The sequence below is a fragment of the Chitinophaga sp. YIM B06452 genome (genome assembly GCF_039655965.1).
Taxonomy (GTDB): Bacteria; Bacteroidota; Bacteroidia; order Chitinophagales; family Chitinophagaceae; genus Chitinophaga.
Genome location: NZ_JAWLKY010000003.1, coordinates 158219 through 173395 on the forward strand (window position 1 = coordinate 158219; position 15177 = coordinate 173395).

General features: G+C 52.9%; 12 protein-coding genes. 11 read left to right on the forward strand and 1 reads right to left on the reverse strand.

Annotated elements, in window-relative coordinates:
* Nucleotides 1-17 precede the first annotated feature (17 nt).
* A complete protein-coding gene (gene rpiA, locus R3I13_RS17580) occupies nucleotides 18-686 on the forward strand; it encodes a ribose-5-phosphate isomerase RpiA (RefSeq protein WP_346319265.1) in 669 nt (222 codons plus the stop codon).
* Nucleotides 687-689: 3 nt separating this feature from the next.
* Here the strand turns inward: rpiA and R3I13_RS17585 are convergent, their stop codons facing one another.
* Nucleotides 690-1592: a hypothetical protein gene (locus R3I13_RS17585; protein WP_346319266.1), complete on the reverse strand. Its 903-nt coding sequence runs from the start codon at nucleotides 1590-1592 to the stop codon at nucleotides 690-692.
* 157 nt (nucleotides 1593-1749) lie between these two features.
* Between R3I13_RS17585 and R3I13_RS17590 the strand changes: the two genes are divergently transcribed.
* The 10 genes from R3I13_RS17590 (at nucleotide 1750) to R3I13_RS17635 (ending at nucleotide 15146) form a co-directional block, all read left to right on the forward strand.
* Nucleotides 1750-2376: an RNA polymerase sigma-70 factor gene (locus R3I13_RS17590; protein ID WP_346319267.1), complete on the forward strand. Its 627-nt coding sequence runs from the start codon at nucleotides 1750-1752 to the stop codon at nucleotides 2374-2376.
* Nucleotides 2377-2436: 60 nt separating this feature from the next.
* The gene (locus tag R3I13_RS17595) at nucleotides 2437-3540 is read left to right on the forward strand and encodes a FecR domain-containing protein (protein WP_346319268.1); all 1104 of its coding nucleotides are present in this window, start codon (nucleotides 2437-2439) and stop codon (nucleotides 3538-3540) included.
* 56 nt (nucleotides 3541-3596) lie between these two features.
* Nucleotides 3597-7085, forward strand: coding sequence for a SusC/RagA family TonB-linked outer membrane protein (locus tag R3I13_RS17600; protein WP_346319269.1), 3489 nt, complete (start codon nucleotides 3597-3599; stop codon nucleotides 7083-7085).
* Nucleotides 7086-7097: 12 nt separating this feature from the next.
* Entirely contained in the window at nucleotides 7098-8702 is a 1605-nt protein-coding gene (locus R3I13_RS17605; protein WP_346319270.1) for a RagB/SusD family nutrient uptake outer membrane protein, read from the forward strand.
* 25 nt (nucleotides 8703-8727) lie between these two features.
* Complete coding sequence (locus R3I13_RS17610; protein ID WP_346319271.1) at nucleotides 8728-9861, forward strand: SusE domain-containing protein; 1134 nt, start codon at nucleotides 8728-8730, stop codon at nucleotides 9859-9861.
* 8 nt (nucleotides 9862-9869) lie between these two features.
* On the forward strand, nucleotides 9870-11009 hold the full coding sequence (locus tag R3I13_RS17615; protein WP_346319272.1) for a glycoside hydrolase family 76 protein: 1140 nt from the start codon (nucleotides 9870-9872) through the stop codon (nucleotides 11007-11009).
* A 182-nt stretch (nucleotides 11010-11191) separates the two neighbouring features.
* Nucleotides 11192-11410 carry a hypothetical protein gene (locus tag R3I13_RS17620; protein ID WP_346319273.1) on the forward strand — a complete coding sequence of 73 codons (219 nt, stop codon included), beginning with the start codon at nucleotides 11192-11194 and terminating at the stop codon, nucleotides 11408-11410.
* 6 nt (nucleotides 11411-11416) lie between these two features.
* Nucleotides 11417-11806 carry a hypothetical protein gene (locus R3I13_RS17625; RefSeq protein ID WP_346319274.1) on the forward strand — a complete coding sequence of 130 codons (390 nt, stop codon included), beginning with the start codon at nucleotides 11417-11419 and terminating at the stop codon, nucleotides 11804-11806.
* Between the two features lie 143 nt (nucleotides 11807-11949).
* Nucleotides 11950-14322: an FtsX-like permease family protein gene (locus R3I13_RS17630; protein ID WP_346319275.1), complete on the forward strand. Its 2373-nt coding sequence runs from the start codon at nucleotides 11950-11952 to the stop codon at nucleotides 14320-14322.
* A gap of 275 nt (nucleotides 14323-14597) precedes the next feature.
* Entirely contained in the window at nucleotides 14598-15146 is a 549-nt protein-coding gene (locus R3I13_RS17635; RefSeq protein ID WP_346319716.1) for a sigma-70 family RNA polymerase sigma factor, read from the forward strand.
* Nucleotides 15147-15177 lie beyond the last annotated feature (31 nt).

The window sequence follows — 15177 nt, forward strand, 5'->3', positions numbered from 1 at the left end:
CGTGCGTAAATTGTAAGATGACTGCGCAACTGAACAACGAAAAGAAGGCCGCTGCTATGGCTGCCGTAAAGCTTATACAAGACGGCCAGGTGGTGGGCCTGGGCACCGGTACCACGGCTGAATTCGTTATCCATGAAATAGCCCTCCGCGGCCTCCGCATCAGCGGCGTTCCCACATCGGTAAGAACCGCCCGACTGGCCGTTACGCTCGGCATCCCGCTGGCCGATATCAATTCCGTTGAAGAGATCGATATCACGATAGACGGGGCGGATGAGTTCACGCCGCAGCTGCACCTGCTCAAAGGTGGAGGCGGCGCATTTCTCCGGGAAAAGATCGTGGCGGAAAAAACGCGGCGGGAAGTGATCATTGCAGACAGCAGCAAGCTGGTAGAACAGCTGGGTGCATTCAGGCTGCCCATCGAAACGATCCCGTTTGCGCGCGGTTTCGTGCAGCGGCAGCTGGAAAAGCTCGGCGCCGCCTGCATCCTGCGCGAGGGTTTTGTGACGGACGAAGGCAACCAGGTGCTGGATGCGGATTTCGGGCTGATCGCTGATCCCGCCGCGCTGGCGCAGGAACTGGACCATATCACCGGCCTCGTGGCCCACGGTCTTTTTATTGATCTTGCAGCGGAAGTGATCATGGGGAAAGGAGAAGATGTTGTGCACTTTACCCGCCCCGGTTATTGAAGTTTATTTTTTCTTCAGCAAATCGATTTCCTTTTGCTGCTGTTCCAGTTTTTTATTTTGTTCAATGAGGTAGAGCGTGAGCTCTTCCACCTTTTGCAGCAGCTTCGCATTCATTTCAGCCAGATCGAGCCCGCCGGACGCTATTGCTGCGGCTGAAGGCATGCCGGGCAGGTGTTTGTGCGCTTCTACATATTTTTCTACCTCCCGGAGAGATGGCAGGTCATATTTTTCTTCAAAGACAAAATCGGGCCAGTTGACATAGGCTTTTACTTTCACTTTGGTAAACAACGCATCGCCGTTCACGGCAAGTTTATAGCCGGTTTGCGGTTCGGCGCCTATACCAACCGCACCTCCATGGGAAATGTCCAGCAATGTACCGTTGCCGTTTTTGAGTTTGAAACCGCGTACGGTTGAGTTGTTGGAGAAGTTGATGCCGTCGTCGTTTACGCCAATGCTTAAAGTATAACCGGATGTACAGGTGCCGGTGGCAAAAAGTAATTGCTGCTGGCTGTTGACAATATGCAGCTTCGCGGTGGGAGTGATGGTACCAATGCCGGTATTCCCGTTTGCCAGTATTTTTATTCTTTCAAGTCCGCCTGCGGCAAAAGAAAGCGTGCGGCTGCCGGTCCCGTCTTTAGTACCGATGCTTATGTCCTCGGAACCGGGTTCTCCGCCGTATCCAATCAGCCAGGTGGCGCCGTTTCCGCGGATCGCGGACGACTTGCCTGTAGTGGAAGTTGATTCCAGCATCACAGCCGGGTTTATGCCTTTAATATGCAGGGCGTACTGCGGGCTGGTTGTGCCAATGCCCACATTGCCTGTAGTTGGCCATGGGTTAGAGTTCTGCGCAGATCCGGAAAATACGGCGAGCAATATGGCCGCGAGGCAAAGGGATATTTTTTTCATGATCGGGTAACAATTAAATAGTAAAAAAACCGTATAAATGTACTCCCTTCCTGGTGCTTCTCAAAAAAAATCCCGCCTTTTGTACGTAATTTCCCAATATTACCTGTCCTAACAGTACACCCCGGCATTTTGCGCCGGAACAGAGGGTTTAAGTGACATGACAGCCATCCACGCCAAGATCAGGGAGCTGCAGCTCCAAATTGCACGTTGCGAAAATGAACAGGCATTCGCCGCCCTGTTCCGGCTGCTGTATGACCGCCTTCTCCGTTTCTGCATACAATACGTGGATTCCCGCGAGGCGGCGGAAGAGATCGTGTCCGACGTATTCGTGAAGCTCTGGAACCGCCGCCTGGCGCTGGAAAACGTAGCCAACCTGGAAGTATACCTCTTCGTGGCGGTAAAGAACCATTCTCTCAATTATCTCGAACAATTCTCCACCCTCCGCATTGCCCCGCTGGACGATGGGCTGGCGCAGCTCAGCGCGCCCGCCGATCCCGAAAAGGAAATGGAATGGAAGGAAATGCACCACCGGCTGGACCAGGAGGTAAACCGCCTGCCGGACCAGTGCCGCAAGGTGTTCCGGCTCATCCGCGACGAAGGGTTCCGTTATAAGGACGTGGCTGTGATCCTCAACATCAGTCCCAGGACGGTGGAAACCCAGCTGTTCCGCGCCATCCGGCGGCTGAACGAAGCCATTGCACCTTTCCTCTCCGCGAAGCCGGGCAAAAAACGGAAAGAACCGCCTGCCATGCTGTGGTTGCTGCTGCTCGTAAATTTTTTTTAAACTCCTGTAAGTAATTCCGGCAATCCGCCTGTCCTAATAACTACAACAGCTCAACAGAAGATGATCAACGAAGAACAATTCATAGAACTGCTGGCCAGGAAACTGGCAGGGCAAGCCACAGCGGCTGAATTGACAGAACTGGACGGGCTGTTGCAGCAGGACGATCTGAAGGAACGTTACCGTCTCCTCCAGCAATATTTTTCCGCGCACGAAGGCCTGTCTTCCGCGGAAACAGAACAGGCGCTGGAAAAAACGCTAAGCAGGATCCGCAGCGGAAAGGAGGGGATGGCAGCTGCTTCCTTTCCTGAAGAAGGGGAAGACGCTGCGCACGCGGAATTTATACAGGATGGAACGACGCTTGCAGAAGACGCGCCCGCACGCCGCCGCAGGTGGCAGGCATACATGGCCGCCGCCGCTACCGTGGCGCTGTTGATCGCGGTTTTCCTTTACACCCGGCGCGAGCTTCCGGATACGTCCGTACCTGTTGCCCAGGCGATGCAGGACACGGCGCAATGGCTCAACCGCCAGAACGGCAAAGCCACGCGCGCAGTGATAGAGCTGGCGGACGGTAGCAAAATATGGCTCAACGCGGAAAGCAGGATATCTTACCCGGAAGTGTTTTCCCGCACCAGCCGCGAAGTGTATCTCAGCGGCGAAGCTTTTTTTGACGTGACGAAAGACCAGGAACGCCCTTTCATTGTTCACCTCGCCAAAGGCACCGTAAAAGTGCTGGGCACCTCCTTCAATGTGCGTGCTTACGACGATGAGCCCGTACAAACCTCGGTGACCACGGGCAAAGTGGCTTTCATTCCCAAATACGGGAAAGGCAACCAGCCGCCGGATACGTTCTACATCACGCCCGATGAAAAAGTGACCTACCGGCATACCGTGGAAGATATTGTAAAGGAGAATACTTCCGGCGAAGATGAAAAAGCATGGACCGAAGGCCGCCTCATTTTCCGCGATGCACCGCTCGAAGAGATCTGCCGCGAGCTGGAGCGCAGTTTTGGCAAGAAAGTGATCTTTGAATCGGACGCGCCGCGCCATTACCGCATGACGGGATCGTTCCAGAATAACAGTTTACAGGATATTTTATATTACCTGGCCCGGTCCAGGACATTCCGATACAGCGTCACAGACAGCACCCTGCTGATCGGTGAGTAACCACGTCAATCAAAATAGTTTATAAACCAGTTTCGCTAACAATTTTCGCTAACGTTATGAAAGAAAGACCACAACCTAACGTGGGTCCTTTCCGTTCGTTGTTCCTGATGCTATTCTTATGCCTTACGCTGATGGGCCTGCCCGGCCTCCAGGCGCAGCATACTTTCGCCGCCGCCGGCGCCGCAGGGGAACAACAGGCAAAGGACACCCAGAAACCGCTGGACAAGCGCATCAGCCTGCAGGTAAAAGACACCCGGCTCACTGATGTGCTTGAAAAGATTGAACAGCAGACGGCTTATGTATTCGTTTTCTCGAACGACGAAATACCCGCCGCCAAAAAGATCACCCTCAACGTTAAAGACAAACGGCTCGAAGAAGTGCTCGAAATGATCTGTTCACCGCTGGCCATCCGCTACGAGCTGATCAGCAACAAGATCATCCTGAAACAGGGAAACGCCGCCACCACCGTAAATTCACAGCAGGACGACGTGACCATCTCCGGTCGGGTGGTGAGTGATAACGGTGAGGGGATCCCCGGCGTAAACGTTCGCCTGCAAAGCGCCCAGAACATCGGCGCTGTCACCAACGAACAAGGTTATTTCACATTAAAGCTTCCCGCTTCCGCCATGGACGGCACGCTAGTATGTACTTACGTCGGGTTCCTTCCCGCCGTTGTGCCCATCAGCCGCCGCACCAGCATCACCGTTGTGCTCACTGCCGATTCGAAAGAACTGGGCGAAGTGGTGATCACCGCGTACGGCTCACAGCGGAAGAAACAGGTGACCGCCGCCATCAGCACCATTTCCACGAAGGATATCGAAAGCAGGCCGGTATCCAATATGTTCCAGGCATTGCAGGGCACAGCGCCCAACCTCACCCTGCAGCAGAACACTGCTGAGCCGGGAGCCGCGATGGTGTTGAATATCCGAGGGGTGGGCAGTCTTACCGGGAATGCGCCGCTCATTATCATAGACGGCGTGCAGGCGGGCAATGAAGGCCTTCGCAACCTGAACCCCTATGATGTAGAGAGCATCTCCGTGCTGAAAGACGCCGCCTCTTCCGCGATCTACGGCTCGCAGGCCGCCAACGGCGTGATCTACATCACCACCAAAAGAGGAAAGAAAGACGACAAGCCTTCCGTGATGTACAACGGCATGTATGGCTGGCAAACGCCTACCACCATGACGCGCCAGGTGGAAGGATGGGAATACATGACGCTGAAGAACGAAGCGCTGGTGAACTCCGGTAAAACCCCGCAGTTTACGCCCGAACAGATCTCGTACTGGAAGAACAGGGGCTCCGAACCGGCTTACGTGGACGAAATGCTGCGCAAACACACGCCGCAGCAGAACCACAGCCTTAGCCTCACCGGCGGCGGGAAAAGCGCCAGCTACCTGCTTTCACTGGGATATGTGAACCAGGGTAATATGCTCCAAAACAAATACATTCCCTCCGATGTCGATTTCAATTACAAACGTTACAACGCCCGCGCCAACATTTCCGTGGACGTGAGCAAATACGTGAGGGTGGATATGAACCTCGCCTATACAAAATCATATTATAACAAACAACAGGCAGACATCGGGATACTCATGCGCGACGCCATCCGCACCCCGCGTATCTATCCCGTGAAAGATTCGCTGGGCAATTTCGTGGTGCCTGCGCTCAACAGCAACAACGTGATCGCGCAGCTGGCGCTGCAAGGGTATAACCGTGAAGAATGGGATAACCTGCTGGGCGGCCTGAACATCACCATCACCCCCGTGAATCACTTTACCGTGAACCTGAACGCTTCCGGTACCTACTCCATCAAGAACTACAGGAACCGCGTTAATAAATACAGCTATGCGCCTTATTACACCACTGCCAACCCACCGGTAAATAACCAGATGACCGTGTCAGAATATAAAGACATGGCCACGAACGTATATGCCACCGCCGAATATGAAAATACCTTCGGTAAACATTACGTAAAAGGCCAGGTAGGCGTACGCAGCGACGCCCAGAACGAAGGTTACGGCTTCCGTGCCACCCGCTACGCCGGCACCAATCTCGATGAAGAGTGGACCATCGGCGGAGGTTACATACCGAAGCCCGACGGTACGCTCGATTACGCGACGATCGGCACTTACAATGATATCACCAATCCAAACCTGTATGCCCTTAATTCCCTCTTTGGCCGTATGAACTACGTGTACAACGACCGGTACCTGGCGGAATTCACCTGGCGGTACGACGGCTCCAGCAAACTGGCGCCCGGCCACCGCTGGCAGTTTTTCCCCGCCTTTTCCCTCGGCTGGCGCGTAACAGACGAAGCTTTCCTGGACGGTTTCCGCGACCGCTTCGGCAATGTGAAGTTCAGGTACTCCTGGGGCCAGGTGGGCAATTCCAACATCGGCGGCTTCAATTACCAGGCACGTGTGAACATCAATCCCAACAAATACCCGTTCAACAACACCGCCAATCCCGGCGCAGATTTTACGCCTTACAACGAGCTGCTGGAATGGGAAATTTCCACTATGAGCAACTACGGCGTAGATGCTGATTTCTTCAACAATAAGCTCAGCGCCAGTTTCGACTTCTTCAATAAACGCACCACCGGCATTTACCTCACCCAGGAAGTGCCCGGCACTGCCGGCATCGGCAGCAGCTTGCAGAACGTGGGCGAAGTCGAGAACAAAGGCTGGGAACTGACCCTGAGCTACAGGGGCAAAACCGGTCCCGTAAACCACACCATCGGCGCCAACCTTTCCGATAACCTGAACCGCGTGATCCGCTTCGGCCAGGAATCCATCCGCGGGGCGGACTATACGTACATCATCCGCGAAGGTTTCCCCATCGCGTCCTATTTCGGTTACCGTTCCAACGGCCTCTACCAGAACCTGGACGATATCAAGAACGCGCCGAAAGTGCCGTTTGCCTACAACCAGCAGGTGCAGCCCGGCGATATCCGGTACATAGACCGTAATGAAGACGGGGTGATAGATGCGGACGACCGCTACGTGTTCGGCAATCCTTTCCCGCGGTATACATTCGGGTTTACGTACAACGCTGTGTGGAAGAACTGGGATTTCACCATGTTCTGGCAGGGCGTGGGCAGGCGCTCGCAGTTCCTGAGGGGAGACATCGTGGAGGCTTTCCACAACAACGAAGACCATGCCTACGTGCAGCACATAGACCGCTGGACGCCTACCAATCCCGGCGCTTCCTACCCCAGGCTTACCATCGGTACCGCCAACGCCAACAATTTCGCTTATTCCGATTACTGGATGTTTGATACCAAATACCTGCGGCTGAAGAACCTGCAGCTGGGCTACACCCTGCCGAGATCCGTGACCGGCATCGTGAAGCTGCAAAGCGCGCGCCTGTATTTCACCAGCCAGAACCTGCTCACATTTATGCCGAGAAGGTTCAAGGAGCTGGGTGTGGACCCCGAGTTCACACAGTACGACGACAAGCTGGGCTTCGCCAATTACAACGCCATTGCAGGCCGCAACTATCCCAATGCCGCAACGTTCGCATTCGGGCTGGATATCAAATTCTAAACAGGTTTAACTATGCAAAGAATATTGTTCATACTGTTATTCGCCGCGTCGCTGATGGGCTGCCGGAAGCTGGACCAGCCCAATACGCGCGAGTTTACAGACGAAGCCTACTGGCGCGACGCGCAGGATGCGCTAGACGCGCTCACCAGCTGCTATGAGAATATGTCCAACGACTTTTTCTTCTTCGGCGACGAAGCCCTCAGCGACAACGCTTTCGTATCCGGGTCGGGTTTCAGCGGTGTATCGCTCATTGCGGCGGGCAGCTACGACCCCGCCAACGCAAGGGTAAGAGGAGAATGGAGTTACCGTTACGGCGCTATCCGTAAATGCAATAACGTTATACTCAATATAGACCGCGTACCGTCTATGGACGCGGCGCTGAAACAGCGCATCATTTCCGAAGCGCGTTTCATCCGCGCATATTCCTACTTCCAGATGGCTTTCTGGTTCGGCGACGCACCGTTCTTCACCAGTCTCATCTCCATCGAAGAATCCAAAACCATCTCGCGTACCTCCAAAGCCGAGATCATCCGTTTTGTGCTGGACGAGCTGGCAGCTATCAGGAATGATCTGCCGGTGAACACCGCCTATGCTGAAAAAGACCGTGGTCGCATTACCCGCGGGGCCGCCATAGCATTGAGCGCCAGGGTAAGGCTGTTCAACGGTGAGTGGGATGAGGTGCGGAAAGAATGCGAGCTGCTGATCAATTCCACGGAGAACGGTACTTACTCGCTGCTGGGCAATTACGGCAACCTGTTCCTTCCCGCCTTCGAATTCAACAGCGAAACCATCCTGGATATGCAATACGGCGGCGGCAGAACATTCAGCACCCAACGCAGCTTCCTCCCGCAAACCGTTGCGCTGCTGCGCAGCGTCCTGGTGCCGACGCAGGACCTGGTGGACGATTACATCATGCTCAACGGCAAGGCCATTAATGAAGCAGGTTCCGGGTACAATGAAAACAACCCTTATGTGAACCGCGACCCGCGCTTTGCCGCTACTATCATCCATCACGGCGCTACCATCACCGATTTTGAGAACAGGGTGCAGACCATCCTCACGCAGCCCGGTTCCGTGCCGGCTACCAATAGTGTGGACGACCAGGGTGCTTCGCCCACCGGTTATTACTTCCGCAAATTTTACGACCGCACTGCCTCCAATTACAATTCCACTCTCAACCTGCCCATCATCCGTTATGCGGACGTGCTGCTGATGTACGCCGAAGCGCTCAACGAACTGGGCACGCTTGACGCTGCAGCCTGGAACCGGAGCATCCGCCTGCTGCGCGTGCGCGCAGGGTTTACCGAAGCCGCGGCCACCGAATTCCCCGGTGGTTCCAAAGAGCAGCTGCGCGCCATCGTCCGCCGCGAAAGAAGGGCTGAGCTGGCGTTTGAAGGGCTGCGTATTTTGGATATCCGCCGCTGGAAAACTGCGGAAACGGTGCTGAACAGGCCCGTGAGAGGTATCAAAGTGAGCGGCGGCGCATTCAACCGCGATCCGAACGGGTACATTATCGTGGAGAACAGGACCTTCATCAACCCGAAACATTACCTCTGGCCTGTGCCTACTTTCGAAAGCGACCAGAACAAGAACCTTGGTCAAAATACCGGATGGTAAAATCACAACATTATAAACTCATGTTATGAAAAGATATTTCCCGATCACATTTTTCCTGCTGGCCATTTTATTCTCGGCCTGTAAAAAGAACGACTACGAGCTGAATACGAACATGAAGCCGGTTGAAAAGCTGAGCGCGCCTGTCAATAATAAATTCACCAAGCTGCAACCTGCCACCAGCGCATCGCTGAGCTTTGAATGGGAACAGGCCCGCGCGGAAGACGGTTCGCTGGTACTTTACGAAGTAGTGTTCGACAAAGAATCCGGTGACTTCAGCGCGCCGCTGGGCCGCATTGCTTCAGACGGGGGAGGGATACAAAACAAGCTCACCCTCAGTCATAAAGACCTGAATGCACTGGCCGCCAAAGCAGGCATTCCCGCGCTGGGCACCGGTAAATTGAAGTGGAACGTTTCTGCCAGCAAAGGTTTCAACATTCAACCTTCCGCCGAAACAAGGACCATTGAAGTAGAAAGGCCGGCGGGCTTTGCAGAAATACCCGTGGACGTATTTCTCACCGGCACCGCCACCGAAGCAGGCGGCGATGCGGCCAACGCCCTGCAGATGAAAATGATCACCGCCGGCGTATTCGAAATATACACTTCGCTGAAAGACGGGAAGTTCCAGTTCATAGACCGCAAGACCGGCACGCCTAATAATTTTTACATGGATGGCGACCTGCTGAAAGAAAAAGGCGAAAGCACTCATGCAGCAGGCACGAAGGCTTACCGCATCCGTCTTGATTTCAACAACGCCACCGCCACCGCTACCGAAATACTCAGCATCGGCCTGTGGTTCGCGCCTGACGATAAGTTCCTTTTCGAGACCGCTTATGCTGGCAATGGCAAATGGAGCGCGGCAGACAAGAATATCACATTCAGGCAGGAATCCTGGGGCCGCGACGAAAGATATAAGTTCCGCATCCGCGTGAAGAACGCTGCCGGTGTGGAAAGCGATGAATGGATAGGCAGTTCCAATGCGGACAACAGCCGTCCGACCAGCACCACGCCCGCTTCTTTCTGGGAACTGCGGCCTATTACAGGAAACGACCGCTGGAATTATTGCTACAAGTTCAAAACAGAAGTGGATACTAAAAACTGCGATGTAAACCTGTTCTTTTACCGGGACAAAAACTACACGCACGAAATCATCATTAAATGAGACGCTTTATGAACCTACCGTTCAGATTATTTGCCTGCGCCCTGCTGGTCACCTCCCTGAGCGCCTGCCTCAAAGAGCCGGTGGATGACGGTCCGGGCCCGGGCGCCGGGAAAAAGACCGCCGTTTTCAACTGGGATAAAAATGCCGATTCGACGTATGTATCCCTGCTGGGAAATTTCTACAACCAGACCGGCAAATACTACAATGAAAATAGCGCCGGCAAACAGGATTTCCACTACTGGCGCAATGCCCATGCGCTGGACGTATTGCTGGACGCCTTCATCCGCACCAACGACCCGCAGGTGAAAACCCGCATGGACGAGCTGCTGGAAGGCATGCGCGTGAAGAATGGCAATACCTACATCAATCATTTTTACGATGACATGGAATGGATGGCCCTGGCCTGCATCCGCGCCTACGAAGCCACCAGCGACGCGAAATATAAAACCACTGCAGAGTTGCTGTGGACCGATATTAAGACCGGCTGGGACGAAACCTGGGGCGGCGGTATCTATTGGAATAAAGAGCGGAAGAACAAGAACACGCCCGCCAATGCGCCCGCCTGCATCATTGCCGCAAGGATCTACCAGCTGAACCAGCAGCCTGAAGACCTGGCCTGGGCCAAAAAGATCTATCAATGGCAAAAGGCCAACCTGGTAGATCCCGTTACCGGCCTGGTGTGGGACGGGCTGGATGGTACGGGTACGAACAAAGCCTGGAAGTTCACTTACAACCAGGGCGTATACATCGGTTCCGGCGTGGAATTGTACAAGATCACCGGCGAGTCCGTGTACCTGAACGATGCGCTTAAAACCGCCAACAACGCGCTTTCGGGAGATTTCACACAAGGGAATATCATGAAAGATGAAGGTGGGGGAGACGGCGGACTGTTCAAAGGTATACTGGTGCGCAACCTGATGCTGCTGATCACAGATGGGAACATCAGTGCGACAGACAAAACGAAGTTCGTGAACTTCCTGAAGCTGAATGCTGAAACACTGTGGCAGCAGGGAACCTACCGGCCTTCCATTCTCTTCGGCAGCAAATGGACTAGCGTAGTGACCACAACAGACCTGAGCACCCAGCTGAGCGGCGCCATGCTGATCGAAGCAGCTGCGCGGCTGAAGGAGCTGGGGTTGATCGAATAAATGGAATTCATTGTTTGTAAAAGCCGCTTCGTTTGGAGCGGCTTTTTTTATCGTTTTGAGATGCGTGTATGCATGATGAAATGCATGGTTTCAAAAAATGTTTTCAGGTTCGACGGAAATTTTTTTCGTGTTGAAAGAATCGTTAATTTCATTTCAGTGATTAAAAATTAAAAAAGTGAACAATGACAGTTGATCAATTACAAACCATCCTGGTTGCGGTAGTATGTGCTATTCCGGTAGTTTATATGCTTGTAAATCTCCTGAAAATATTATTTGGAAAAGTGAAGTATAGGGTGACAGGGAAGTCCGGTGAAACCGCCGAAGTAAAGCTTGACGGAACTGATACTGCAGAGGAGATCATCAGATTTGTGGATCTATGGCTTAGCCATCAAAAAAAATAACAGATTTTGTCAAAAGTTAAACCCCGGCATTCCTCCGGAAAAATAAGAAATAACATAGACAATATAGTTGGTGCAGGCGGAGGGATGATATTGGTTGAGTTAGCCCAAAACTTGCCTGAAGGAAATTTCTGCAGATCCTGGTTGATCATTTTAGCGCCAGCGCTTACTTTAATGATAAAGTATGCGTGGACCCTCATATCTCCTGAAGTAGCTCAGCTTTTTAAAAGTATAAGAGCAGATATTGCCAGGAAGAGGATAATCAGGAAAATAGAGGCGCTATTAGCTGATCCTGATATCAGCGAGGCTGAAAAGACGAAGCTGAGGCAAAAAAAAGAGCAGGCGAAATTGTCGGCGGTCGAATCGATCCAGCAGTATCTTGATGCTATTGCAGCATGACTTTTAATCATGATGCATACCCGGACAGCCCGTGTATCAAAACCGGACAGTTATTGAAATAATTAAATGTGTACCCTGCTGGGTAATATATCCTGAAAATGCTGGCATTTTTTTGGCGGCTGCCCTGCAAACCCTTTCATGTTATGCTGAAAAATTATCTCAAAGTTGCCTGGCGTAACCTGCTGAATAATAAAATGTATTCGGCGGTCAACATTGTCGGGCTTGCCACAGGCATGGCCGTAGCTTTACTGATCGGGTTATGGATTTGGGATGAAGTGTCTTTTGATACTTATCATAAAAAGCATGACAGGCTGGCGCAGGTGATGGTGAACGTCACCGTGCCGGAAGCTGTTTACACCGGCCAGACTGTTTCCATTCCAATGGGCTACGGCCTGCGGGACCAATACCCGGCTGATTTTCCGAATGTGTCCCTTGCTTCGTGGACCGAAGCGCACATTCTCGCCGCCGGCGACAAAAAAATATCGCAGATGGGCATTTGGGCGCAGGAAGCCTTTCCCCGCATGTTCACTTTAAAAATGCTGAGCGGCCACCAGGATGCGCTGAAAGACCCGAATTCCATATTGCTGGCCCGGTCCGCCGCAGAAGCGATCTTTGGCGATACGGACCCGATAGACAAAATTGTGCGCGTAGATAACAAACATGATATGACTGTTGCAGGCGTGTTTGAAGACCTGCCTTACAATACCACTTACCGCGATCTGAAGCTGCTGCTGCCCTGGGAACGGTACATGAATGATACCGAATACTGGATAAAGGAAGCGCAGAAGCAGTGGGACAATCATATGTGCCGGCTGTATGTGGAAGTGAACGCTGGTGCGGATAATGATAAATTGAACGCGAAGATCAAAGGTCTTCCTACCCCGCATGTCAGCTTTGCGAAAGAAGAACTGTTGCTGCACCCGATGGATAGATGGCACCTGTACGACAAATTCGAGAACGGGCGGGAGGCAGGCGGCCGCATCAGGCAGGTGTGGCTGTTTGGTATCATCGGCGTGTTCGTGCTGTTGCTGGCCTGTATCAATTTTATGAACCTCTCCACCGCGAGAAGCGAAAAACGCAGCAGGGAAGTAGGCATCCGCAAAGCCATTGGTTCCATGCGCGGGCAACTTGTCGGCCAATTTTTCAGCGAATCGCTGATCGTAACCTTCCTTGCACTGGTGCTGGCTTTGCTGCTGGTGCAACTGTCTTTGCCTTTCTTTAACGGGCTTTCTGATAAAACGATGTCCATCCCATGGGCCTATCCTTTATTCTGGACGATGATACTTGGATTTACCTTTTTTACCGGGATCGTTTCCGGCAGTTATCCCGCCGTTTACCTATCCGGTTTTGAGCCGGTGAAAGTGCTGAAAGGAACTTTCAGGGCCGGGCGTTTTTCGGCGCTTCCCCGCAAAGTGCTGGTGGTAGTACAGTTTACCGTATCCGTCGTGCTCATGATCGGCACGCTGATCGTATACCGCCAGGTGCAGCATGCACGCAACCGGCCGGTAGGTTATACCCGTGAAGGATTGATCACCGTGGATATGAATACGCCGGATTTTTTCGGGCATTACGACGCCATCCGGAACGAGCTGCTGCAAACAGGGGCCGTGGCAGATATGTCGCAGTCCAACAGCGCGCCTACCGAGGTATGGTCCAACAACGTCATAGACTGGAAGGGCAAGGATCCGGACAAGGTGGTAAGCCCGGGCACGATCGCTGTTTCGCACGATTTCGGGAATACTGTCGGCTGGACCATCAAAGAGGGGCGCGACTTTTCGAGGAATTTCCCTTCAGATACCGGCGCTTTTATTTTGAATGAATCCGCCGTAAAGCTGGTGGGCTTCAAAGAGCCGCTGGGGCAGGTGATCCGCTGGCTCGGCCAGGATCATGTGATCGTTGGCGTGGTGAAAGATATGGTGATGGAATCGCCCTATCAGCCAATACGGCCGGTTATTTTCCATTTGCAGCCCACCTGGACGCGTTTGATCATGGTGCGGATAAAACCAGGCATACCCATGCGGGAAGGGCTGGCGAAAATAGAACCTGTATTCAAAAAGTATAACCCCGGGAGCCCGTTCGTATATAAGTTTACAGACGATGAGTATGCGAAAAAATTCAGTGATGAGCAACGCATCGGCAACCTTACTACTTTCTTTGCCGTGCTGGCAATCTTTATTTCCTGCCTGGGCCTGTTCGGGCTGGCATCTTTCGTGGCGGAGAAGCGTACTAAAGAAATAGGCATCCGTAAGGTGATGGGCGCGTCCGTATTCAATCTCTGGCGAATGCTGTCGAAAGATTTCGTGATGCTGGTATTTATTTCCTGCGCCATCGCGATCCCGCTGGCCTGGTATGCCTTGCACCAATGGCTGCAGCAATATGAATACCGTACGGACCTGTCGTGGTGGATATTTGTAATAGCAGCTACCGGCGCCCTGGTGATCACCCTGGCAACCGTGAGCTACCAGGCCGTGAAAGCCGCCGTCATGAACCCGGTGAGAAGCCTGAAAGCGGAATAACCAGCCCTGGGCCCGCCACTGCCCTGGAAAGGATACGGGGTAAAACAAGCACAAACTAAGCCGGAAGCCCTGGTTATCACGTTCCTGCATCCGCCCACCCCTGGAAAATCGATATAGCAGGCGGGCCGGCCAGGGAGGAAACACCCCGTTTCCCCCGAAAATCACCTTGCATCCTAACTTTCCGGTACATATCTTTATCCGGTTTCACAGTCCATCAAATCTTAAACACGAGCGAGTTGTACGCCAGCCTGAATGATAAAGCACTATGGAGTAGGGTGACGGAAGGGGATAAGGAGGCGCTTGCCTTCATATACCGCACCTGGTTTCCCGCTTTATTCAGATATGGTATGAAGCTGCAACCGGATGAGAGCCTGGTTAAAGACTGCATACACGACCTGTTTGTAACCATTTGGCTGAGCCGCGAACGGCTTTCCTCCACAGATTCCATCAAATTCTATTTACTGGCCAGCCTCAAAAGAAGGATCACCGCGCAGGTGCAGAAAAGTGTGCTGCACAGCTTCGAGGAAGTGCCGGAAACTGCCGCTGCGGCTGCTTCCCCGGAAGACGCGATCATCAAAGCGCAATCCTCCCGGGAACTGCGCCTGAAGCTCGTGAAGATCATGGACCAGCTGCCCCCGCGCCAGCAGGAAATATTGCACCTCCGCTTCTATGAAGGGTTCAGCCCGCAGGAAACCGCCGACCTGATGGACCTGAGCCTGAATTCGTCTTACGTCCTCCTGTCCAAAGCCCTCAGTTTTCTAAAAAAGCACAGCGGCGGATTGAAATGCATCCTGCTGCTGGTTATTCAACTGGTTCATTTTTAACGAGTTAATATTTTTTTCAAAAAAAAGTGGA